The organism is Microcoleus sp. K1-B1 (assembly GCF_036704705.1).
Classification (GTDB): Bacteria; Cyanobacteriota; Cyanobacteriia; order Cyanobacteriales; family Microcoleaceae; genus Microcoleus.
The window spans coordinates 16,733-42,365 of record NZ_JAUBSH010000045.1; the positions used below are offsets into that span (position 1 = coordinate 16,733).

At 43.6% G+C, this 25,633-nt stretch carries 10 protein-coding genes; 7 read left to right on the forward strand and 3 right to left on the reverse strand.

All coding sequences use genetic code 11. The annotated features are described in order from the left end of the window. Nucleotides 1-10: 10 nt before the first annotated feature. The 7 genes from QUA83_RS17445 (at nt 11) to QUA83_RS17475 (ending at nt 10,591) form a co-directional block, all read left to right on the forward strand. Nucleotides 11-409, forward strand: coding sequence for a response regulator (locus QUA83_RS17445; RefSeq protein WP_333294702.1), 399 nt, complete (start codon nt 11-13; stop codon nt 407-409). Next, a complete protein-coding gene (locus tag QUA83_RS17450) occupies nt 406-3,564 on the forward strand; it encodes a PAS domain S-box protein (protein WP_333294703.1) in 3,159 nt (1,052 codons plus the stop codon). Before QUA83_RS17445 ends, QUA83_RS17450 begins: the two co-directional genes overlap by 4 nt. A 282-nt stretch (nt 3,565-3,846) precedes the next feature. Beyond that, on the forward strand, nt 3,847-5,787 hold the full coding sequence (locus tag QUA83_RS17455; protein WP_333294706.1) for a response regulator: 1,941 nt from the start codon (nt 3,847-3,849) through the stop codon (nt 5,785-5,787). Then, complete coding sequence (locus QUA83_RS17460) at nt 5,788-7,695, forward strand: PAS domain S-box protein (protein ID WP_333294707.1); 1,908 nt, start codon at nt 5,788-5,790, stop codon at nt 7,693-7,695. It abuts the gene before it with no gap. 486 nt (nt 7,696-8,181) lie between these two features. Next, nucleotides 8,182-8,352, forward strand: coding sequence for a hypothetical protein (locus tag QUA83_RS17465; protein ID WP_333294710.1), 171 nt, complete (start codon nt 8,182-8,184; stop codon nt 8,350-8,352). Then, entirely contained in the window at nt 8,349-8,801 is a 453-nt protein-coding gene (locus QUA83_RS17470; protein ID WP_333294712.1) for a response regulator, read from the forward strand. The genes QUA83_RS17465 and QUA83_RS17470 overlap by 4 nt, the downstream gene beginning before the upstream one ends. 128 nt (nt 8,802-8,929) lie before the next feature. Beyond that, nucleotides 8,930-10,591 carry a diguanylate cyclase domain-containing protein gene (locus QUA83_RS17475; RefSeq protein WP_333294714.1) on the forward strand — a complete coding sequence of 554 codons (1,662 nt, stop codon included), beginning with the start codon at nt 8,930-8,932 and terminating at the stop codon, nt 10,589-10,591. A 497-nt stretch (nt 10,592-11,088) separates the two neighbouring features. Here the strand turns inward: QUA83_RS17475 and QUA83_RS17480 are convergent, their stop codons facing one another. The 3 genes from QUA83_RS17480 to QUA83_RS17490 form a co-directional block, all read right to left on the reverse strand. Further along, nucleotides 11,089-16,107, reverse strand: coding sequence for a PAS domain S-box protein (locus tag QUA83_RS17480; RefSeq protein ID WP_333294715.1), 5,019 nt, complete (start codon nt 16,105-16,107; stop codon nt 11,089-11,091). Between the two features lie 704 nt (nt 16,108-16,811). Continuing rightward, entirely contained in the window at nt 16,812-18,032 is a 1,221-nt protein-coding gene (locus tag QUA83_RS17485; protein ID WP_333294717.1) for a hybrid sensor histidine kinase/response regulator, read from the reverse strand. 251 nt (nt 18,033-18,283) lie between these two features. Beyond that, nucleotides 18,284-24,772, reverse strand: coding sequence for a PAS domain S-box protein (locus QUA83_RS17490; protein ID WP_333294719.1), 6,489 nt, complete (start codon nt 24,770-24,772; stop codon nt 18,284-18,286). Nucleotides 24,773-25,633: the final 861 nt, after the last annotated feature.

Genomic DNA, 25,633 nt, shown 5'->3' on the forward strand with positions numbered 1-25,633 from the left:
GTAAAGTTTTATGTCTAAACCAGTAATTTTGTGCGTTGACGATGAAGTTGTGGTCTTAAATAGTTTAAAAATTCAACTTAAAAAAGAATTTGGGGATGCTTACCTCTATGAAGTAGCCGAAAATGCAGATGAAGCTCTGGAAATTATGGAGGAAATTCAAAAAGAAGATGAAAGTGATATTTTGGTCATAGTATCTGACTGGTTAATGCCAGGGATTAAAGGAGATGATTTTTTGATTAGGGTTCATCAAAAATATCCTAAAATTGTGAAAGTCCTGCTGACCGGGCAAGCCGACGAAGTAGCAATAGCACGGGTGAAAGAGCAAGCAAACTTGCACCGTTGTCTGTACAAGCCGTGGGAGCGCAAAGAATTAGTAGAAACTATAAAATCTGGTTTGACAAAAATATGAACAATAAACCTGTGATTATTTGTGTGGATGACGAACCGATAATTCTTGAAAGTTTGAAAATAGAGTTAAAAAAAACCTTGGGGGAAGAACACTTATTAGAAACCGCTGAAGGTGGCGAAGATGCTTTAGAGTTAATTGAGGAATTACTGGCGGATGGCTGCGAAATCGTAGCAGTGATTTCCGACTATCTGATGCCGAATATCAAAGGGGACGAATTGCTGAAGCAGATTCACAGAATTTCGCCAAAAACTATCAAAATCATGCTGACGGGGCAAGCAGACCTAGAAGCAGTGGCGAATACTATTAAATATGCTAAATTGTACCGATACATATCGAAACCTTGGCAGTCAGAAGATTTGAAGTTGACGGTAAAAGAAGCGATTAATAGCTATTTTAGGGAGAAGCAATTAGCGGAACAAAATGCTCAACTCCAAAAGCTAAATCAAGAATTGGAAACTTTAGTCGAGGAGCGGACTGCACAACTGCGCTTGTCTGAGGAAAAGTTTGCTAAAGCTTTTCGTTCTTCTCCCAACCCGATTACTATTACCCGACTTAATGACGGTCGTTATTTAGAAATTAATGAGGCTTTTTGCCAGACAATCGGTTATCCGGCATCAGAAATTCTCGATCGCACGGCGCTTGATTTGAATCTTTGGCAAAATATACAAGCCCGCGCTGAATTGTTTAAAATGTTAGACGAAAAAAAAATTGTTCTCAACTACGAATTTGATTTTCGCACTAAAACAGGGGGAGTCAGAACCGGGCTGCTGTCAGCAGAAATCATTGACATTCATGGCGAAACCTGCGTGATTTCTGTGATTCAAGATATTAGCGATCGCAAATTAGCCGAAGAAAAACTCCGAGCTGTAGCAGCTTCTTTAGCAGCAGCGCAAAGAATCGCCCGTGTGGGTAATTGGGAATGCGATTTATCGGCCAACACAACTACTTGGTCGGAAGAGTTATCTCGGATTTTTGGGCTCGATCCAACCCAGCCTGCGCCAACACTAACTGAGTTTTCGCAATACGTGCATCCCGACGATCGACAAAAGTGGCAAACAACGATCGACACTGCTATTGCTAGCGGGCAATCTTACAGTTTGGAATATCGAATTCTGCGACCGGAACCCCAAATTGCTGCGGATAATTCCCCGTCACAAATAAGTGAAGCCGGCTTCATCCGCTACATCGAAGCCAGAGGAGAAGTAGTTGTCAACCAACAAGGGCAAGTGACAAAACTCTTCACAACTTTGATGGACATTACCCCACGCAAGCTAGCAGAAATAGCCCTAGCAGAGAGCGAAGAAAAATACCGTCATTTAGTTGAAACTTCCCAAGATATTATCTGGTCTTGCAATGCTCAAGGGCACATTACTTTTGTGAACCAAGCAGTTAAACAAATCTACGGTTACGAGCCTGAAGAAATGCTCGGCTGTTCTTTTAGCGATTTTTTAGCTCCAGGAGAAATAGACTGGAAATGGGAACTTCAGCAGCGCTTGCTAACGGGAAAAAATGTGTTTCAGTACGAAAATATAGTATTAGGAAAAGACGGCCGAAAGATTGATGTAAATACCAAGGCGATCGCGCGCATGGACGCTGAAGGCAACATCATCGGCACAACAGGCACTGCTAGCGATATTACCGAACGCAAACAAGCTGAAATAGTCCTGCAAAAAGCCAAAGAAGAAGCCGACAGAGCGAACAGGGCAAAAAGCGAATTTCTCTCGAATATGAGCCACGAATTGCGAACTCCCCTCAACGCAATTCTCGGTTTCAGTCAACTGCTAGCCCGCGACCCAGACCTCAATGCCGACCAACAGCAATACTTAGGAATTATTACCCAGAGCGGGGAACATTTGCTTGTTCTGATTAACAATATTCTGCAAATGTCAAAAATTGAAGTCGGGCTGGTGACACTTAATAACAGTACGTTTGACTTGCATAAAATGCTAAAAAATACTGAAAATATGCTGAAGCTGCAAGCCGATAAAAAAGGGTTGCAGTTAATTTTTGATTGCCCACCAGACCTACCTCAATACATAGAAACTGACGAAAGCAAGTTGCGACAAGTATTGATCAATGTCGTCGGAAATGCTATTAAATTTACTGCGGAAGGGGGTGTTAATTTGAGACTCAAACATGAGTTGCTAAAAATTCAAAATTTTCCAGAAATTTCGCCAAGTGAGAATTGTTCTTTGCTATTTGAAGTGGAAGACACTGGTTCAGGAATTTCTGCGGAAGAAATGGACAATTTGTTTAAACCTTTCGCGCAAACAGAAAGCGGTAAAAAAGCTCAAGAAGGAACCGGTTTGGGCTTGCCAATCAGCCAGCAGTTCGTTAAGTTAATGGGAGGGAAGATGACGGTAACAAGCACCCTCGGTCGCGGCAGCATTTTTAGATTTGATGTTAAAGTTTCGCTCCCTAATGCAGTGGAAATTCAGGTGGCTCAAACAGCTCGCCGAGTGGTGGGTCTGGAACCCGGACAGCCAGAATACCGGATTTTAGCTGTTGACGATCGCCTGGAAAGCCGCTTGCTGTTGGTCAGAATGCTGACATCCCTTGGGTTTGCGGTGCAGGAAGCTGAAAATGGCGTTCAAGCTGTGGAAATGTGGTCGAGTTGGGAACCTCATTTGATTTGGATGGATATGCGGATGCCGGTGATGGATGGTTACGAAGCTACTAAACAGATTAAAGCGCATTTGAAAGGTCAAGCAACTGTGATCATTGCTCTGACTGCAAGTGCTTTTGATGAGGAGCGATCGCTAATTTTGTCTGCTGGTTGCGATGATTTTGTAGCGAAGCCTTTTCGGGAGCAAGTGATTCTGGAAAAGATGGCTAAGTATCTGGGAGTCCGCTATGTTTATGATCGAGAAGCTTCGCTAAGTTCTGATGCTGCGGTGTCCGCCGAGGTTTCCACGGCAACTGAAACGGCTGATTTGGCTTTTACGCTGAATACTTCATTTTTGGAAGCTATGCCTACTGAATGGGTTGATGAATTGTATTCTGCGGCGGATGCGGTTGATAACGAGGAGATTTTTCGGCTGTTGTTGTCGATTCCTCCTATTAATGCTAGTTTCCGCAGCGCGATCGCCGATTTGGCGAATAACTTCCGGTGCGATCGGATTCTCGATTTGATTGACGAGTTTAGAAATTGTTGAAGGATGAAAAAAGAAGAGATAATAGGGGCAGGTTCAGGATTATTGATGATGTAGGTCGATCGCCTATTTGTAAACTCGCCTGGGGGCGACAGACTAATTTACTTGTAGCCAAGCTTCACACCCTGCTAATCATCAGTCATTCCCTATTGTTTAATCTCAAATCTTAACTAGGATAAGTTCTGTAAATATAAAAGGAGTTGATTGAGGAGGGAGTGCTATAATGAGTATTTAACCAGTTTTCATAATTTCAACAATTCTTAAATTAACAAAAAATAGCGATCGATGACCAACAATCAAATAGAAGAAAATAAAGGCAACATATTAATTGTTGACGATACTCCAGAAAATTTGCAAGTTTTATCAGCAACGCTGTCCGATCGGGGCTACAAAGTCCGCGGCGTAATTAACGGCAAAATGGCAATCAGGGCCGCGCGCTCTGGTTGTCCCGATTTGATTTTGCTCGACATCAAAATGCCGGAAATGGACGGCTACGAAGTCTGCACACAGCTCAAGGAAGATCCGAAGACATCCGAAATTCCCGTTATTTTTATCAGCGCTTTAGATGAAGTATTGGACAAACTAACCGCTTTTCAAGTGGGAGGGGTAGATTATGTCACAAAACCGTTTCATGTAGCAGAAGTTTTAGCGCGAATCGAACACCAACTGACTATCCAGAGACTGAAAAAACAATTGCTAGATCGCAATAAAGAACTGCAAGAAGAAATAATAGAACGGAAAAAAGCCGAAGAAGCAGCGGCCGCTGCCTCCCTAGCAAAAAGTCAATTTGTTGCCAACATGAGCCACGAATTGCGGACTCCCCTGAACGCCATCCTTGGTTTTACCCAAGTCATGAGTCGCGACTCTTTGCTCAGCCACGAAAATCTCGAAAATCTCCGAATTATTAACCGCAGCGGTCAACATTTGCTGGAACTAATTAACGATGTTTTAGACTTGTCGAAAATAGAAGCAGGGATAATTGGCTTAGATCAACGCAGCTTTGACCTCTATCAACTCCTCGACACTCTCGAAGAAATGTTTCAAATCAAAGCTGAAACAAAAAAAATGCAACTGAGATTTTCCGTCCAGGCAAATGTTCCCCAATATATAAAAACTGACGAAAAAAAGCTGCGCGTTTGCTTAATTAACCTGCTGGCAAATGCCATGAAATTTACTCACGACGGGGGCCGTATTTGGCTGCGGGTGAGCGTGGAAAGCAACCAGCCACAGCCGCCAGAATCAGAAATTCATCCTAACTATACCTCAGTCGAGCCATTATTAATTTTGTTTGAAGTTGAAGATACGGGAGTTGGCATAGCAGCAGCAGAAATTGATACTTTATTTGATGCTTTCGTGCAAACACAAGCGGGGAGAAAAGCGGCTGATGGTACGGGATTGGGTTTAACAATTACTAAAAAATACGTGCAGATAATGGGTGGGGATATTTGGGTAAAAAGTGTTTTAGGTGAGGGAAGCAGTTTTAAATTTAATATCCGAGTATTTGCCGCTATTTCGTCTGAAATAACAATGGCGACATTGCAGCGGGTGATCGGACTAGAAGCAGATCAACCGGTTTATCGGATTTTAGCAGTTGACGACAATCAAGAAAATCGGCTGCTGCTGGTTAAAATGTTGCAACCAATTGGTTTTGAAGTCCGAGAAGCGGAAAATGGCTACCAAGCGGTTGAACTTTGGGAAAGTTGGCAGCCTCATTTAATTTGGCTGGATACGCGAATGCCAGTAATGGACGGTTTTGAAGCTGTCCGACAAATTAGAGCGAAAGAGAAACAAACTCAGTGGCAAACTGTAATTATTGCTCTGACTGCTAGCACTTTTGAGGAAAAAAAAGGCGAAATTATCGCCGCAGGTTGCGACGATTTTGTGCGGAAACCTTTTCAAGAACAAATCCTTTTTGATAAGATGGCTTGCTACTTGGGAGTGCGCTATCTTTATCAAGAGTTGCCCCGGCTCCCAGGCGGGGCTTTACGGCGTTATTGTGTGAACGAAAAACCCGATTCATTTTTCGGAGGGCTGCTGGCTCAAATGCCTCAAAGCTGGGTGAAGGAACTCCATGACGCAGCTAATGATGTTAATGAAGAGCTGGCGATTCAACTTGTCGATCGCATCTGGGAAAGTCATCCAACTTTAGCTGAGGCTTTAAAAGATTTGCTTGCCGATTATCGACTCGACAAGATAATGGATTTAACTCAATCGAGTTTAAAATAAATGGATAATAGCGAAATTAAAGTATTGGTGGTTGATGACCAACCAAGCAATCTGCGGTTCTTATCCAAACTGCTAACATCCCAGGGGTATCAAGTTTACCGAGCTATTTCCGGTCAACTGGCGTTGAATGTTGCGATCGCCCATTGCCCGGATTTAATTTTGCTCGACATTAGAATGCCGGAAATGAACGGTTATGAAGTTTGTCGGAGACTGAAAGCGACACCGGAAACCGAACAAATCCCGGTGATATTTTTAAGTGTATTAGATGAAATGAACGATAAATTACAAGCTTTTCGAGTAGGAGGCGCCGACTATATTACTAAACCATTTCAAGTAGAAGAAGTTTTAGCGCGCATCGATAAGCAAGTCCGCTTGCAAAAACTGCAACAGCAATTAAAAGAACAAAATTATCAACTGCAACAGTCACAGTCGCTGCTTGCTAGCATATTAAATAGTTCCTTAGACTGTGTGGTTGCTTATTCTGCGATCCGCAACAATGAGGGAAATATTGTAGATTTCCAGTGGCTCTTGATCAACCCGGCTGCTGAAAAATTTTATGGTGTGCTATTACATGAGATTGTTGGCAAGAATTTGTTAGCCAAAGTTTCCCAGGTTAGCAATAAAAGGTTATTTGATTTGTATGTTTCTGTAGTAGAAACAGGAGAAACTGTAGACCAGGAATTTTATTATGAACAGGAGGGAGATACAATTGTTTGGCTGCACATTGTGGCGGTCAAATTAAACGATGGTCTGGCAGTAACATTTCGTAATATTACCGAGCGCAAACGAGCAGAAATTGCCCTACGAGACAGCGAAGAACGCTTCCGCGCGATATTCGAGCAAGCTGCGGTCGGCATAGCTAAAACCGCGCTTTGTGGTAAATTTATGGGGGTCAATCCCGGCTTTTGTCAAATTGTCCGCTATGCACAATCTGAATTGTTACAGCAAAATTGGGAGGCAATTACTCACCCAGATGATAGAGAAGCGGACAGAGAATACCTGCGCTCGCTGTTATCTGGGAAGATTCAAACTTTTTCTGTGGAAAAGCGTTTGCTATGCAAAGATGAGGCAGTGCGCTGGGCAAATGTTACTGTTTCGGCAATGCGCGATGTCAAGGGGACGCTACAGTATTTGATTTGTGCGATCGAGGATATTTCCGAACGCAAGCTGGTACAAGAATTGCTGCAAGAGAGTTTAGACACTCAAACCCGCTACGCTCAAGAATTAACTCGTTCTAATGCCGAACTAGAACAGTTTGCTTACGTGGCTTCTCACGATTTGCAAGCGCCTTTGAGCACGATTGTCGGCTACGCTCAACTATTAGAAAAACGCTTTCCCAACCAACTTGATGCCCAAGGAAATAAATTTATCCGCAATATTGTTAATTCTTGTGAGCGGATGCAGGCGCTGATTGATGACTTGCTGGAGTATTCGCGGGTAGGTCGAAGTCAGAAACCTTTTGAGATGATAGATTGCAATCGGGTTTTTGAGGATGCTTGTGCTAATTTGCATTTGGCCATCCGCGAGAATCAAGCTTCAGTTACTAGGGGGAATTTGCCAAGGGTAAAAGGTGACTGTTTTCAACTGCTGCAACTGTTTCAAAATTTAATTGGTAACGCTATTAAGTACCGCAGCAGTGCGGCGCCCGTGGTGCAGGTGGACGCTTCGCGTCAGGGGGATAGCTGGGTGTTTTCAGTGCAGGATAATGGTATTGGGATTGCCTCACAGTACCATCCGCGAATTTTTCAGATTTTTCAGCGCTTGCACACCCAAAAACAGTATTCGGGAACTGGTATCGGTTTAGCGATTTGTCAAAGAATTGTCGATCGGCATGGTGGCAGCCTGTGGGTAGAATCAGAACCCAATCGAGGCTCGACTTTTTATTTTTCTATTCCTATACCAAAGTGAAGTCAGCAGTTCGCCTCAAGCAGTCAATCTATTTTAGATTTTAGATTTTAGATTTTAGATTTTAGATTTTAGATTTTAGATTTGAAGAAAGCGACCTCACTGATAAATCCGGGGGCTTGTGATGAGGATTCGGAACTTTTTTCTCGATCCACGGATGAATCCGGGGGCTTGTCACCCAATTACTTGATTGTCACCCGTCCTTTACTTAAGCTTTAAATATCTTTATCTTTTCTTTACAAAAAGGCTTATAAAGTGTAGCATATTCACTGATGACATCGAGCTAAAAATCTATCAATATAAATCTATTAGCTCTATTCTTATACAACTTATAAATCAGCGGTGCGCGCAAGACTTGTTAATTTTTTTCAACTGTATCCAGAGCATCTTGCTTTGGGATGCAATAGTTTCCCTAGTAGTTCGCAGAGAAGGATTTGTGATGTGTTTGCAGTTTGCAGGTTCTCGGACAGACTGCCAAGTGAAACAAGCATGATTCGCAAACCTTTGCAAATGGAGAAAAACGGTAAATTACGGCAACACAATTTCAGTGTTCTCAGCCATATTTACCGAATGATGGCAAGAGATACTTTGCAGGTACTCAGACACGGCTCAAAGTCCCGCAACCTCACAAAAGACTTTGGTAGTGAGGCAAAGCCGTGAATTATCAAAAGAAAAAATTTACTCTTTTAATAGCAAACGATGACGAGGACACGCGCTTTTTGGTTAAGGAAGCACTGAAAGAAGTTCGATTAGCAATTACGAGCGAATTTGTGGAAAATGGAGAACAAGTGCTAGACTACTTGTACCGTCGCGGTCAATATCTTGGTAGCAGCAATTGGCATCAGCCCGACTTGATACTTTTGGATCTGAATATGCCGAGGCTGGACGGACGAGAAACACTAACTTCGATCAGAGCTGACCCCCATTTGCAACAAATTCCAGTTGTAATGCTCACAACTTCCCACCGCAGAGGAGATATCTTGCTTTGCTACCGCTTGGGAGCCAATTCTTTCATATCCAAACCAGTCACTTTTGAAGGCTTGCTTGAAGTAATGAAGACTTTATGTGAGTATTGGTTTGAAATCGTTTCACTCCCGCCGGATATGTAAGCATTAAGGGGGCGCTAAATGCCTAGTTTGAGTGTATAGTGAATTTGATAAGCAGAAATATTTGCCGATCGCAAGTATCGCTCTCAAAAGAAAAAAGTTGCCTTCGACCCGCTCCGAACGCTATAGTTGTGTTAACACGTCACCAATGTCTGAAAATTTTGTTGGTTGAGGATGACCTCGGAGCTCCGACAATGATCGAAGACCTTCTAGGGTCATTCAGCGAGTCTCTATTTCTCCTCCAAACTGTTACGTCTCTGGAGAGAGGAGTCGGGTGTCTGGAAGTAGAAAAGTTTGACGCCGTACTATTAGATTTGTCAGTGTCAGACAGCTTGAGGGGAAGCGAGGCGATCGCAGTTTTGAAAGGGCGATGGCCCACATTGCCAATTGTGGTGCTGACAGATATCAACGATGAAAATATTGCCCGGTTGGTATTGCGCTGGGGCGCTCAAGATTGTTTGGTAAAGGGAAGATTTCACCGAACTCTGCTGGTGCGGGCAATCCATTACGCGATCGAACGCCAGCAAATCGAAGAACAATTGCGGCAGCAGGCTCTGCGACAGCGGCTGTTGGGCAAAATGATCGAACATATTCGATCGTCAATAGATCCGGCAAGCATTCTCCAAAGTACCGTTGCAGAAGTGCGCCAATTTCTCCAAACAGACCGCGTTTTAATTTATCGCTGTCAGGATTGGGTGTCTCAATTGGACGGGGAAGAGCAAAAAGGTGCGATCGTCGCCGGTGACGGTTTGCCAGAAGGTTATATTGAAAACCAAAATATTAATGCTGCTTTGGCGGTGTCATGCTTTGTTTTAGTCGAATCCCAGTCGGTACAAGCAATAGCAGATGTCAACACTGCCCCCTTGGCTGGCAGTTGCAAAGAATTGTTGACAGATTGTGAAATTGCAGCAGTTATCAGCGTACCAATTTGGCAATCAGGCGATTGGGAAACGGCAAAAGAAACACAAGAAGCCACTGTTTGGGAAGTGGAGAACAATCAAGATGCAGCGGAAAATTATATCTGGCACCACGCGAGTGGCAAACCGCAGGCGCACAGTAAAAATTTGTCGGATTCGATCGCAGAAAATGGCAATAGTTTGTGGGGAATGCTGACAGCATACAATTGCAGCGGTGTCCGGGAATGGCAGCAGTGGGAAATAGATTTTTTACAGCACTTGGCAAATCAAGTGGCGATCGCGATCGAACAATCTCAACTTTACCGCAAGCTAGCAATAGCCAATCAAAAATTGCAGCAACTGGCAACTACTGACGGACTGACTGGCATTGCCAATCGTCGCCAGTTCGATCGCGTTTTGAGCTTAGAGTGGCGCAGATTGGCAAGAGAGAAACTTTCGCTGTCTTTAATTATGTTGGACATCGACTTTTTTAAACTTTACAACGAGTTTTATGGGCACCTGGGCGGGGACGATTGTTTGCGCCAAGTTGCCGGGGCGATTGCCAGCGCCACCAACCGGGCTGGGGATTTGACTGCCCGCTACGGTGGCGAAGAATTTGCCCTAGTTCTGCCCAACACTAGCGCCGAAGGGGCAAACGCTGTCGCCCAGAAAATTTGCGACGGCATCGCCAGCTTGAAACTGCCCCACGCGCGATCGTCGATCGGCCCCTACGTTACTCTCAGTTGCGGCATTGCGACAGCGATTCCTTCTGCCCAGGAATCTCCCCATGCCCTAATTCGCAGCGCTGACAGCGCCCTTTTTCAAGCCAAAACCGAAGGCAAAAATCGCATTTGTCACGCCAGCAGTAATTCGGAATCTTCCCCAATTTTTATGTAAAAGTTGAAGGTAATATCATTTCCGGTTACACCGGAATGATGTTGACTGTTGACTGTTGACTGTTCACTGTCAACAGTCAACAGTGAACTCGAATTTACTATTCCGATGCTAACGGATTTGATATAATTGGTAATTTGTAATATCGTGTTTGATTTTTAACTCACGCCTCACAACTCATAACTTATATTGTTGACCTTTGCATCAGAATAATAATTTTTTGATATCATGTCCGATCGATTGACCATAATATCCCGGCCGGGCGGGTTTTTGAGATTGTTAATTATTGGCAGATATTGGCAGGTTTACCCGCCCCTACGTGATTTCTGGTAATCTACCGGACATGATATTACTTGTTTAGGAACAGGCTTTTCGGCCTGTTCCTAAACAAGTAAATTTAGTCTTTGTGGAACAGGCCGAAAAGCCTGTTCTTGAGAATGGTGCAAGATGTGAAATATTACCCATTTCCCCTTCCCAATTTCTAATTACCAATTGCTAATTTATTGCCCCAAATTTGAATTGCTACCAGTTAAATTCGGCCGCACTGGAATTTCAATCAAAAACTCCGCTCCCTCACCCGGTGTCGAAATACAGCTCAATCTGCCGCCGTGGCGATCGACGATAATTGAGTGAGAAATCGACAATCCCAAACCCGTACCCTTGCCCACAGGTTTAGTAGTGAAAAACGGGTCAAACAGCCTCGATCGCACTGACTCCGGTATCCCCCGCCCGTTATCCGCAATAGATATCGCTACGAAGTCGGCAGCCGCCTGATAACTGCGAATAGCGATCGTGCTGGGATGTCGATCGCACTCCTCGATCGAACGCAGCTTGTCCCGTTCTTCCAAAGCATCGATCGCATTAATTAAAATATTCATAAATACCTGATTCAACTCGCCAGGAAAACATTCAATTTGTGGCAATAGTTGGTAATCTTTAACTATCTTAATTTCTCCATGACTGCTGTGAGATTTTAACCGATTTTGCAAAATCATCAAAGTGCTATCAATTCCCTCGTGAATGTTAACCGACTTCCCAGCGGACTCGTCCAATCGGGAAAAATTACGCAACGATTTCACAATCTCGACAATTCGCTCGGTTCCTACTTGCATCGAATTAAACAATTTCGGGAAATCCTCAGCAATATAATCCAAGTCTATTTCATCAATTTTCTCCAAGACTTTGGCTGGAGGATTAGGAAAGTAATGCTGGTAAAGTTTAATCAATTCCAGCAAATCTAAAGTGTAATTGCGAGCCGGATTGATATTTCCGTGAATAAAGCTAACAGGGTTATTAATTTCGTGAGCAACACCAGCAACTAACTGACCCAAGCTCACCATTTTTTCATTTTGAACGAGCTGAGCTTGAGTCGTTTGCAGTTTGTTAATAGCGGTTTCTAACTCTAGCGCTTTTGAACGTTCTCGCGCTTCCGATTCCTGCAAAGCTGACTCGGCTTGTTTGCGATCGGCAATTTCACTTTGTGCTTGCTCAAACAGCATTGATTGCTGGATCGCGATCGCTAACTGCACGCTAATTTGTTTGAGACACTCGACCTCAATTTCCAGCCAGTGGCGGGGGCCCGCGCACTCGTGGGCAATCAATAAGCCCCACAACTTCTCACCTTGCAAAACTGGCACTACCAAATTAGCTCGCACCTGAAATTGACTTAATAAATTAATGTAGCACTCGGAAAGATCAGCTTGGTAAATATCATCCACAGCTACAGTACGACCGTGTTCATAAGCAGAAGCATAGCGGTCTTCAAAGCAGGAATCGTCAATAGTTATCCCCTGAATAGCCTGCCAATTTTTGCCCACTGACTCGACATTTACAAAACCGCTCCAATCGGGATTAAACTGATAAATTACTGTCCGATCTGTTTGTAAAAATTGCCGTACTTCAGCAACAGTTTTTGTCAAAATTTCTTCTAAATTGAGAGAAGAGCGAATGCGTTCCAGCATTCCTACCACCAGGCGTTCTCGCTTTAATTGCTGGCGCAAGATAGCCTCGGCAAGTTTGCGAGTGCTAATATCTTCAATCACACCAATTACATAGCTAGGTTGCCCAAACCCATCCCGCACTAAAGATACAGTCATATTAGTCCAAACAAATGAACTGTCTTTGCGAATAAAGCGTTTTTCAAGGGAATAATTAAAAATTTCGCCAGCTAACAGTCTGTCGCGCGACTCGACATCGGCTGCTACATCATCGGGGTGAGAAATATCCCCAACATTTCGTGATTTCAGCTCCAATTCCGAGTAGCCGACAATATTGCAAAACCCTTGATTGGCATTCAAAAATTGACCGTCTGGCCACACTTTAACAATGCCAATTGCCGCTTGTTCAAATACAGCGCGAAATCGCTGTTCGCTTTCTTGTAAAGCAATTTCTGCTTTTTTGCGATGGCTAATGTCCATTGCCGTGCCAAACAGCCGCACCACCTGACCCAACTCATTTTTAACAGATTGTCCTTTAGCGTTAACGTGCCTGATTTCTCCTGATGGAAAATAGATGCGGTGGTCGATATCGTAAGCTGTCCCTTCAGTCACTGCGTTTTGCACAACTTGTGAAAACCTTTCTTTGTCATCGGGATGAATTTGCTCTAAAAGTTCTTCCATTGTCGGTGGCCGATTCACTTCTCGGCCGTAAACTCGAAACAGTTCTTCCGACCAAGTAATAACTCCTGCCTCCCTATCGAATTCCCAATTGCCGATGCGGGCTATTTTTTGCGCTGCTTGCAACTGTTCGGCAAGTTGTTGCAAAGATGCGATTAACTGAGTTTTTTCGGCTTCTGCTGCAACGCGGGCACTAATATCTTTGTGAGTGCCTGTTATCCGCAACGGCGCACCCCATTCGTCGTACTCGACTACCTTGCCCATCGCCAGAATCCACTGCCAATTGCCCGCTTTGTTGAGCATCCGAAATTCAAATTCATAGATATCAGTCTCACCTTCCACATAGGCATTTAAACATTCCATTACCTTCACTCGGTCTTCGGGATGCACCAAACTTTCCCAACCTTTGAGGTTATTTTCAATTTCGGTTTCTGCATAGCCTAGCATTGATTTCCAATAAAAGTCGAAATAAGTTTCGCCAGTAGCTATATTCCAATCCCACAGCCCCAAAGAGCTGCCTGAAACCGCCAACTGCAATCGCTCTTGACTGAGTTTTAATGCCGATTCGGTGCGTTTTATTTCTGTGAGGTCGGCAATGATGGCTATCATTCCTATCGGTTGACTAGCGCTATCTTTAATGCAGTTTGCTCGCAAAAAAGTTTCTATAATATGGCCATTTTTACTCTTTATTTCAATTTCACTTTCCCAGGAAAAACCTTTCCGCAGTACCCTAAATAACTTTCTCAAGTCTTGAGATTTGGGGTACATTACTGCTGGGCCGCCGGCATTATTTAGTTCCTCAACTGTATAGCCGTAGCGCTGAATAAATGCTTGATTGTGATAAACGGAATAACCATCCAAATCTGCGATCGCGATCGCATCACTAGCGCTGTCTACAGCTTGAGTTACCAGGCACAGAGTCAGTTCGGCTTGTTTGCGATCGGTAATGTCAAAAATCGCTCTGTCGAGCCACAAAACTAGCCCTTCTAGATTGTAAGTTGGCCTACCTCTTTCCGACATCCACCGCACCGCCCCATCATCGCGAACAATCCGGTATTCTAGATTGTACGGCTGTTTCGACTCTACTGCTGCGCTGATTTGTCGATCGACCATTTCCTTGTCTGCCTCGTGAACAATGGTCGCAAAACTCAAGCCGTTATTGCGAATAAAATCCCCAGCAGGATACCCACTAATTACCTCAATTTCATCGCTAATAAATACCATCGTCCACTTAGCATCGTACAAGCTGCGGCAGATAGCGCCTGGGATATTCTCAACGAGCGATCGAAATCTGGCTTCGCTCTCCCGCAAAGCTGCTTCGGCCTGTTTTAAATCAGTAATATCCAGCACCATGCCTTCCCAAACTATATCCCCCTCCTGCCCTATTTCAGTCGGACAATCAACTCGTTCCGGTCTCGAAACCCCTTGCATCCACTTAACTTTTCCCGACGGTACAATCGCGCGCCATTCCTGCTGCCAGGGCTGCATATTGGCGGCAGAAACAGCAATAGATTCTTCAAATTTTTGACGGTCGTCGGGATGAATAAAATTAAAAAGTAGTTGAGGATTTTGCTGAATATTTTCTGGTTCCAATTCAAATAAATAGTTGCTGCCAGAAGAAATATAAGGAAAACTTTTTTTGCCGTCGGTTGAGAGACGAAATTGATAAATTATTCCCGGTAAATTGGCAGCAAGTTGCCGAAGTCTAGCTTCGCTTTCTTGCTGCGCTAATTGTTTGCGCCTATCCTCAGTGATATCTCGAATTATCCCCACGAGAATTTTACTGCCGTCGGTATTTTCAAAGACAGTTTTTTTAGTAGACAGAATGTGCTTTGTACCGTTGGCGTCCGTAAATATTTCCTCACTCTCGTTTTCTTTCCCCGTCCTAAAAACTTGTTGGTCAGTATGCCAAAAAATCTCAGCTTCTTGTTTTGGGAAAAAGTCATAATCCGATTTGCCCAGCAGTTCCTCGCGCTGCTTTCCGATCAGCTTGCAAAAAGCATCATTTAACAGTATCCAGCGGTGCTGTTCATCCTTGACAAAAAGTGGGTCTGCAACTGCATCGATTGTATAATTCAAAAACTTTTTACTAGCTTCGAGTTCGGAAAGTGCTAAAATTTTATCTGTAATATCATTGATAGTTCCTGTCGTCCCCTGCGCCTCGCCGTTCCCGCCCAAAATAAAAAATTCTTGCACTTCTACCCACCGAATTTCGCCCTTTTTGGTAATATATCGACTTTGGTAACAACAGGATGCTTGTTGATTTGGTCTTTGACCTCTAAACGAATTTAAATATTGGTATTGATCCTCAGAATGAATGTAACTCAAACAGGAAGTTCCTAAGCTTTCATCAACTGTAAATCCGGTAATTTCCGTCCAAGCCGGATTGAGAAAAGTCCAATTGCCAGCAGTATTTGTTTCAAAAACGACTTCTTTGATATTGCCAACAACCTGCTGGTATTTTTCTTGACTTTTTTGCCATTCTGCTTGCCGTTTCTGGCGGGCGATCGCGCACCTAAGCGTCCGTACCAGCAGCCGACTGTCTACCTGTCTTTTCACCAGGTAATCTTGGGCCCCGGCGGCAATTAACTCCACAGCCAGTTCTTCGTCATCTGCCGCTGTCAGAATGACGATCGGAGTATTGATACCGCAATCTTGAAGTCGGAAAAAAGTATTAAATTTTGGGCTGTCAGGAAGTGAAAGATCTAATAAAATTACATCAAAAATTTGGTCGCTTAAAATTTCTATCGCTTGCCGGAGGCGGACTACATTGGTGACATCAATTGATTGTCTTAGTTGGGGTTCAGACAGCAGTTCTTGAATGAATTCTGCATCTTCTGCACAATCTTCTACTAAAAGAATTTTTAAACCAGGCGTTAAAGTTGACTCAAAAACAGATGTCATACCATTTTAGATTTTAGATTTTAGATTTTAGATTTTAGATTTTAGATTTGGAATGACTGATGACTGATGACTATCGCGGTTTGGCTGTTGCGTAAACTAGCATTTTTTTTACGGGTATCCTTTTGCTATTTTTTAGGAATAAAAAAAATCAGCAGCGGATGCAGCTACCTAGCTGATGATTGGGGAACTTGAACCGCACGCTTGAGAGTGCGCTGTGTGCTTGCAGACCGCGCAGATTTATTTGTAGAATTGAGTTGTTCGCTGCAAGTTTTCCGCCTGGCCCTAAACCTAGTGGCCCAAAATTATCATAGTCTTACCAATATTGCAACTCAACTCTATTTTAATTTACAACCTTTGGCAGGGGAATAGCAAGAGGCAAGTCAAAAGAGCGCGCAGTAATCAGGATTGGCATTGCTGATAGCCTTTGAAACTTTAGATTTTAAATAGCCGTTTAAAGCTTGCCTAAAGTTAAATTATTTGTTTTTGAAATAGTATTACTACTAACCTACGAGAATTACCGTTGATTTACAAAATACGCTCTGAGATTGTGTCCGGTTAATTGTCCGCAACTAGCGCTTGTTTGTATTTAGCAATGCAAGTCTTCTCTTGATCGAGTAACTAAAACTTGCATTCCTTGCTACATTTTTAATTACAAACTTAATTATGGTTGTCTAACCCGACATAATTTAACTCTGTTGAGTGGCTCAATTTTTCTGCGGTTTGGGCAGCACAACTGTAAACACGCTGCCTTGACCGACATTACTGCTAATAGCAATCTCACCGTTAAAAGGTTTTAAAAGTTCAATACAAGTATAAAGTCCTAGGCCAGTTCCTGTCGGTTCACCTTCGGTTTTTTCCTCGCCTTTAGGTGGCTTGGATGTGTAAAAAGGGTCAAAAAGTTTGGGCAAATCTTCAGATGATATGCCGCATCCTGTATCTGCAATATCCATGTATATGTTCGAGTCGTCTTGCCGAGTCACGATAGTTATTTCTCTGCTTTTCTTTTCCCACATAGCATCCATTGCATTATTGATTAAATTATAAAATACTTGAGAAAGATAGGAATAAATTAAGGGAATGCTGTCAATTTCTTCGTCATAAAAGTATTTTTTTCTAATTTTATTTTTAAAATACAGGTTGCCTTCCAATAGCTGAATTTCTCGCTGCACTAAATCGTTGATATTCACCGGGTGCAAATCTTGCTTTTGCTCGTTTCGGCTTTTCATCATCAGAGTATCCATGATCTGATTGATTTTTGTGACAGCTTGAAAAATATACTTAGTATAGTTAAACAGAGAGTCTTCTTGAATTTGTGTGGCTTTTGTTTCAATCAAATCGACGCTAGTCTGGATCACTTGCAGCGGACTTTTGAGATTGTGAACCATGCCCTGAGTCAAACGTCCGATGATGGCTGTTTTTTCCTGGTTGATTAATTGCTTGGTTTTTTGTTCAACAAGTCTTTCCAGGTTTTGGTTGAGGTGGGCAAGTTCGAGGTTTTTTTCTTCGAGTTTTTTTTGTAAGCTGCGGATTGTTAAGTGGGTTTGAATCCGGCTCAAAACTTCTTCGTGCTGGAAAGGCTTAGTGATGTAGTCAACTGCTCCTGTCTGAAAGCCTTTTACTTTATCAGGCGTATCGGAAAGGGCGCTCATGAATATGATGGGAATATCTTGCGTTGACGAGTCTGCTTTCAAACGTCGGCAAGTTTCAAAACCGTCAATTCCTGGCATCATGATATCCAAAAGAATCAAGTCTGGATGGATGTAGTCAATTTGCTCGATCGCACTTTCGCCGTCTAGAGCGACTAATACTTTAAACCCGTAATTCCTTAACAACTCGAAAAGTACGTCAAGATTTGTTTGGTTGTCATCGACAATTAGTATGATGCTTCTTTCGGAATTCTTATCGTTCATATTCAAGGGAAACATTCAAATTTTTGATTTTTGAGTTGTGGGTTGTGACGTTAAATCGGATTCAATGAATTTTCTGCGGCTCTAGAAACCCCGTTGCTTCCTAGATGCTTCTATTTGCAATAACCCTTTGAGGAGCCGGCGGCGAGTCCGGGCCGCCCAAGCACATTAAGTTGTCGCTTCGCGGGAGGCCAGAACACCTAATTGAGAATGGTACTCTGGGCGCGAGATTTAACTGATTTTGAGTTGTCTGTTAGCTACCGTCAATTTTATGACAAATGTTGCTTCAAAAAATCTCGAATTTGCTTGAGCTGAAATCCTTTTGCAAGTTGGCGCAGGTGATGAACGAAAGGCACTAATGTCGGGTCAGAATGTTCGAGTTTAGCAGTTTCTTCCAGAATAGCTTCAATATCGCCCATTGCAGCCAATCTTAACAACGCCAAGACTGACTCTGAGGCAGGAGACACCATCGTTGAGTCAGCAGCAGCAATCTCAGAAGATGCTTTTGCAGTTTGATCTGTCCGCTTTTTGGTTTGCGATCTTTCTTCGTAAACCCATTCTAGTCTCAAATGCAGGCGCAATAATTCTAAAAGCTCATTAGTTTGAATCGGCTTGGTGAGAAAATTATCGCAACCTGCAAGTATGCTCTCTTGCTTGGTAGTCTCGTAAACGTTAGCGGACAAAGCAAGGATAACCGTATCTTTTAATTCCGGCAACTGTCGCAGCCGCCTGGTAGCTTCCCAACCGTTCATTACGGGCATCAGCAAATCCATTAAAATTATATCCGGTAGAAATTCCTGTGCTTTGTGCAAGCAGTCTTCGCCGTCTGTAGCTTCTGAAATTTCAAAGCCTAAATGAAAAAGTAGCCTGTGCAACATGGCGCGATTTACTTCGTGATCGTCCACGATTAGCACTTTCCGCTGGGTGCCGATAAAACCTACAAGCCGCCTTTTTTCTTGCCGGGAGGGGAGTTCCGAACACGGGGCGACTGCTGGCAAGTCTAGATCCAACCAAAATATGCTGCCTTTGCCGGAGGTACTTTGGACGCGAATTTGGCTGCCCATCATTTTGACTAATTTTTGGCTGATGGAAAGTCCCAGTCCCGTACCTTCGACGAAATTGTTATGATCGCCCACTTGATGAAAAGGCAAAAATATTTCTTCTAATTTATTCTGAGAAATGCCAATGCCGGTATCTTCGATTTGAAAGCGAATTTTAGGGGTAGGGGCAGGGCCAGTATGGTCTGTTGTCACCGAGCGCGCTTCTGTTGTTCCAAGCGGCGGGTTAGACATTTGCTGCGCGTCTAAATTCGCGGTCAAATTGATTGTTTTAGTGGCAATTTCCGCTGTCAAACTAGAATTTTCACAGTTGATTTGAGGATAATTATCGGGGAAATCTTCTGCATAACCGACTTTGAATGTAACGCTGCCGCTGTTCGTAAACTTAACGGCATTACTGAGCAAATTAATCAAAACTTGACGCAACCTTTTTTCGTCTGCCAAAATGCCGTCTGGCAGCGCTGAAACCTGCTCGTAATTAAAGGCAATTCCTTTTTGAGCAGAGCGCATCTGGAACAAATCAATAATACTTTTCACAAAAGTGGAAAAATGCACGTTTGTGAGCGACAGCTCCATTTTGCTAGCTTCGATTTTTGAGAGGTCTAAAACGTCATTAATCAGCATCAACAGGTGGTTGCCGCACTGGTGAATGTTGTTAAGACTTTCCTGTTGGTCGGCGGTAAAATTTTTATCGACTTTTAGCAGTTGAATGTATCCCAAAATCCCGTTCAAAGGCGTCCGCAATTCGTGGCTCATGTTGGCGAGAAAGTCGCTTTTAGCGCGGTTGGCGGATTCGGCGGCTTCTTTAGCTAATTGCAGGGCGGCTTCTGCAAGTTTGCGATCGGCAATTTCAGTTTGTGCTTGTTCAAATAGCATCGATTGCTGAATGGCGATCGCCAACTGCACCCCCAATTGTTTTAGGCACTCTCCCTCCAATTGCTGCCAGGGACGCGGGCCCGTGCAGTGGTGAGCAATTAACAGCCCCCACAAGTTTTCGCCTTGCAAAATCGGCACTACCAGATTTGCTCTCACATCGAGCCGAGTCAACAAACCCAAGTGGCAGTCGGCGAGGCCGGCATTGTGAACATCTTCTATGGCTCTAATTCTACCGTCTTGGTAAAGAGGAACGTAGGCTGCCCCGAAACAGGGGTCATAAATTTCCATTCCTACAATTGGTCGGACATTTTCGGCAACCGACTCGACAGCGATAAACCCGCTCCAATCAGGATTGAATTGGTAAATAACTGTGCGGTCTACTTGCAAAAAGTGCCGCACTTCTTCGACACTTTTGGTAAGAATTTCTTCGAGATTTAGAGAAGATCTAATGCGTTCCAGCATAGCTACTGCCAACTGTTCGCGTTTTAACTTTTGGCGCAAAATTACTTCAGATTCTTTGCGTTTTGTGATATCGGTAATTACTGCAATTAACCCGATATAATTCCCATTAACATCTTGAATACTGTCGGCTCGCACCAGAGCAGTAACTGCTTCTTCGCTCTTAGTTTGCAGTGAAACTTCGCCACACCAAGAGCGACCTTTGCGAAGGCTTTTATAGATTTGTTTGTAATTTTTATGCCGGACATAAAGCGCGGTCATGTCGCCAATATCATTGAGTTCTTCCACCGTGTAGCCGTAGCGCTGAATGAAGGCTTGATTGTGGTAAATAGACCGCCCTTTCAAGTCGGCAATCACGATCGCATCGCTGGTACTTTCGACGGCTTGAGTGACCTGCAGTAAAGCTAATTCTGCTGCTTTGCGATCGCTAATATCCGTCATCGAACCCACCATCCGCAGAGGGTTTCCGGCTTCGTCCCAGACTGCTTGAGCGCGCGCGAGCACCCACTTATAGCTACCGTCTTTGCACTGCAAGCGGTATTCGGCGGCGTAAGAGGGGGTTTGGCGATCGAGATAACCTTGGATCGCTGCTTGGACTCGTGAGCGATCGTCTGGATGGATGCGATCGATCCATGCGCTGTTGTTGCTGTCGATTTCGCCGTCTGTGTAACCGATAATTTCTTGCCAGCGGGCCGATCTAAAAGCTTCATTTGTTTGAAGATTCAGATCCCAAATTCCGTCTTGATTGCCTTTGAGAACTAACTGCCAGCGTTCTTCACTTTTACGCAATTCTTCTTCGGCTTGTTTGCGCTGAATATGATCGCCCAACTGAGTCGCTACAGCCTTGACCAACTCTACTATACGCGGTTCCATAATCGATCGGTCGCGCTTGCAGAATACTAAAACTGCCAGCACTTTTGAACTAGCGTGAATTGGCACTCCGAAACAAGCTTTCAATCCGACTAATTTCGCCATTTGCGATCGGGCAAAAAGATGATTTGTGGCTAGAGAAATATCTTCAATCCATTCTACCTTACTGGTTGACCAAATGCGTCCAGGTACTGCCACTCCGGCGGCAAATCTAATTTTTTTACTTTCGCGGCCAAACGTATCTAAATCGCGCTCGCTAGCGTACCAAGTTTTGCTGTGTTCCAAAAAAGTACCGTTAGCACTCGGTATCCAAGCTTCCGCAAAATTCCAGCCGATCGCATTGCACAGCAACCGCAAAATATCTGGGAGGGCGCTGTGAAAATCGGCAGACTGACTAATAGCTTGAGTTGCGGCCAGCAACAGCTTTATTTCATCTTCTGCTTGCTTGCTTTCTGTAATATCAGTTGCCGTGCCGAGAATTTGTTTTAACTTACCGTCTGCTGTTTTCGCAAATACAGTATCTCGGCTAACCATCCAGCGCCAAGAACCATCCTTGTGCCTAATTCTGTATTCAATTTCAAAGATATCTCCTTCGCTGCCTGTTTCGACTTGCTGTAAATAATCAGGAATTTTGATTGAATCTTGGGGGTGGATTAAAGTTGACATCATCCACGGCCCCATTGCCTGAATCTCCTCTACTGTATAGCCAAGAATGTGGTAGATAGAAGCATTCGCATAGATATTTTTTTTTTCAATTAAGTCACAAACATACAAAATATTAGGACTGGCACCAGCAATTTGTTGAATGAATCGCTGGCTTTCCCGCAGTGCTGCTTCTGTTTTTTTTCTTTGGGAAATATCGCGAACAATGCAAATGATTTCCCCGTCGGGCAGCATTGTCAGCGATACATCTAGAGGAACTTTCGATCCGTCGCGGCGGCATCCTACTGCTTCTGTCATGTACCAACCTTTCTGCACTAAAGTAGGCACAACTTTTTCTTCAAACCTTTGCCGTTCTGCACCTTCGTAGAATATTTTCCAACTTTTGCCTAACACTTCTTCGAGAGAGTCGTAACCGTAGATTTTTAGTCGGGCTGCGTTACAATAAATCAACAGTCCGTCGGTATCGATTATGGCTATACCTTCGGAAGCGGCAGCCATTGCGGCTGCTTGCCGATGCAGTTTTGACTCAAAACGTTTGCGATTGGTGATGTCGCGGACGATCGCGATAATTTCTTCATCCGTGCAGAAAACAATTCTCGCTTCAAAATCGTACAGTTCATTATTAACGGGCATTTGATATTCTACAACTTGAATCTCGCCAGTGGCGATCGCTTGTTGATGGCCAGACAAGATTTTGTCAGCAAAAGCAGCCGGCAATATGTCTTGTGCTTTTTTGCCAATTAGTGCTTTTTGTGGGAGAATATTCTCGAAATCTTTTGCCGGCTTGAAGTCTACAAAAGTGCCGTCTGCCCGACAGCGAAATATCATGTCTGGTATCGCATTTAAAAGAGCGCGGTTGGTGGCTTCGCTCTTACGCAATTCAGCTTCAGCTTGCTTGCTAAATGTAACGTCGCGAGCCACTGCATAAATCAAACCTTCTTCTGCAAAAGGCGATGCTGTCCACGACAACCATTTATAAGTACCATCTTGGCAAAGATAGCGGTTTTCTAAGCTAATAACGGGGTGGCTTTTTTTAAGTTTTTCTAATTCCGCTACAGTAATTTCTAGGTCTTCTGGATGCACTAATTCTATCAAAGGTTTGGCTAAGATTTCATCACTGCTATAACCCAATACATTTGACCAAGCGGGGTTTAAGCGCTTGAAATAGCCATCAAAACCTGCAATGCAAAGTAAATCCAGCGAGAGATTAAAAAATCGATCGCGATCTTGCTGGGTTTGTTTCAATTCCGTAACATCCATCACCAAACCGTCCCAAACTATATCGCCGTTGGCTTGCTTTTCTGGCTTCGACGCGCCTTGCAGCCATTTCACTCGATCGCCCATAACTTGCCGCCATTGGTGTTGCCAAGCTTGCTGAGTCGCCGCTGAAGTTGCGATCGATCGCTGCAAGCCTGAGATGTCGTCTGGGTGAACTGTTGCAAAAGCCAAATTGGCATTTTCTTCTATTTGTTCTGGTTTTAAATTGTAGATATGCCAACTGCCAGAAGAAACGTAAGTAAAAGATGTTTTACCATCTACATAAAGCCGATATTGATAAATCATTCCCGGCACGTTGTCGGTCATGATTTGAAATCGAGCTTCGCTTTCCTGCAACGCAATTTTCTGGCGTTTGTAGTCAGTCACATCTCGCATTGTTCCGACCAACATTTTACGACCATCAGCGTTGTTAAATACTGTTTTTTTAGTAGATATAATGAGTTTTTTGCCACCGCTATCGGTAAAATTTTCTTCGGTTTCCTGAGAAAGACTTCTTTGCAATACTTGCTCGTCTTGTTGCCATAAAAAATCCGCTTGTGCTGGGGGGAAAAAATCGTATCCTGACTTGCCAATCAGTTCCGATCGCCTTTTTCCTATCAAATTGCAAAAAGCATCGTTTAAAACGATCCATTTGTGCTGCTCATCTTTAACAAAAATTGGGTCAGGAGTAGAATTAATAGTGTGATTTAAAAACTCTTCTGATGCTTTTAATTGAGCTTCGTAACGATAGCGATCGCTCACATCTAAGACTACTTTAATTAGGTGATCGATCGAGCCGTCTAGGGCGCGAATACAGCGCAGTGAAACTCTAGTATAAACTGTTTTCCCGTCTTTTCTGCGCCACCTTTGGTCTAAAACATAGCCTTCACTCTCCCCTGCCAAAATTTTATTTAACTGCTCTAAACTAGGCTGCACGTCTTCAGGAAAAACCCACCTCTCCCAATTCTCCTGCAAAAAATCTTGGCGATCGTATCCCAGCAAATCACACAAAGCATCGTTTACTTCCAACCACTCATATTTTTCTGGTGCTGAGGGGGAACTCCCAGGAGCAAGAAGCGCAATTCCGACTAGAGAATTCTCGACTACCGAGCGATATTTTTCTTCGCTTTTTCGTAAAGCTTCTTGGTTGTGCTGTCGCTCGACTGCGTAACGAAGCGATCTAATTAACACTTCGCTGTCGATTTTTCGCTTGACTAGATAATCTTGAGCTCCGGCTTGGATTGACTGCACGGCAAGCTCTTCATCGTTGCGGGCAGTCAGTACGACAATCGGAGTATTTAGGCTATATTCTTGTATTTTGACAATTGTATTTAAGTCTTGGCTGTCGGGCAGCGAAAGATCTAGTAAAATTACATCAAAATGTTCGCCGACCAAAAGTTGCTGCGCTTTGCTGAGACGGTCTGTACAACTTACTGATAGCCTTTGGGGTTCGGCTCTACTAACATTTGTTTCTAATAATAATTCTTCAATCAGCTCGGCTTCTGCTTGATTGTCTTCGACCAGAAGAACTTTAAAGCCGTTTCGCTTTGCGGGTGGACTCAAAACTGATATCATATACCTTGTTTTTTGTCAGAAGGCAGTGTAGCCAACTATTATAGCATATAAAGAATTGTATAGCCACAAATCCCGCCGTTTCCAGTTAAAAACTCTTTGGTTCAACAATTACAATGCACTTTATCTCAAATGTTGAACGGTTCTCAAGAACGAGCTTTCCGGCCCCTTTCACAAAGAGTAAATTTTCTTCGGAGGGGTTCTTCTAACCGGGAGCATCTCATATTTGTAAAAATACTTCTTCTGGCTCCTTCCTTCTTTCTCTTTCCTTCTGCCCCGCAGCCTCGGGCCTCCTGCCTCAAAACTCCAATTTCTAGCTTGGCTGCTTTCATTGAGATGCTCCCCTTCTAACCAGCCCTTAAAAGGCTTATTGAAAATGGTATAATATCTGACATCTATGCCACTGTGTTTTTCCTCTAAGTAGGCTAACGCAATCAGAGGGAAAATTTTTAAGGTTTTTAGAAGCTGGGTTTCAGGAGGAAACTAAGCTGCTTAGTATTTTTTTGGGCGATCGCCCCTGTGACACGATTTTAGATTTTAGATTTAGTCCACAGATGAATCGGGGATGTGGAACTAGAATCTCCAATTTTGGGCGACTCACGACTCTTGTCGGAAAGTAAGTATCGGTTTTTGGGCGGGTTCAGCCGATCGCGCGATCGAACCCCACCCTTTGTTGCCCTTGGATTCCGCTACAAACACAATCCGAGCGATATCCACAGACCAATGAGCGCTCAACGCCAAAAAAGCGGTGGGAACTATCTTTGCTATTCATATTTTTACCACTTCTTTTATAATACCTTACATAAACTCATTACTGCGATTTCTTTACTTTTTGCAATCAAATCAAATATCTCTACAGGCCTT

Coding starts and splice junctions, on each gene's coding strand:
- QUA83_RS17445 (WP_333294702.1), top strand. CDS start 11: ATGTCTAAACCAGTAATTTTGTGCGTTGACGATGAAGTTGTGGTCTTA.
- QUA83_RS17450 (WP_333294703.1), top strand. CDS start 406: ATGAACAATAAACCTGTGATTATTTGTGTGGATGACGAACCGATAATT.
- QUA83_RS17455 (WP_333294706.1), top strand. CDS start 3,847: ATGACCAACAATCAAATAGAAGAAAATAAAGGCAACATATTAATTGTT.
- QUA83_RS17460 (WP_333294707.1), top strand. CDS start 5,788: ATGGATAATAGCGAAATTAAAGTATTGGTGGTTGATGACCAACCAAGC.
- QUA83_RS17465 (WP_333294710.1), top strand. CDS start 8,182: ATGATTCGCAAACCTTTGCAAATGGAGAAAAACGGTAAATTACGGCAA.
- QUA83_RS17480 (WP_333294715.1), bottom strand. CDS start 16,107: ATGACATCTGTTTTTGAGTCAACTTTAACGCCTGGTTTAAAAATTCTT.
- QUA83_RS17485 (WP_333294717.1), bottom strand. CDS start 18,032: ATGTTTCCCTTGAATATGAACGATAAGAATTCCGAAAGAAGCATCATA.
- QUA83_RS17490 (WP_333294719.1), bottom strand. CDS start 24,772: ATGATATCAGTTTTGAGTCCACCCGCAAAGCGAAACGGCTTTAAAGTT.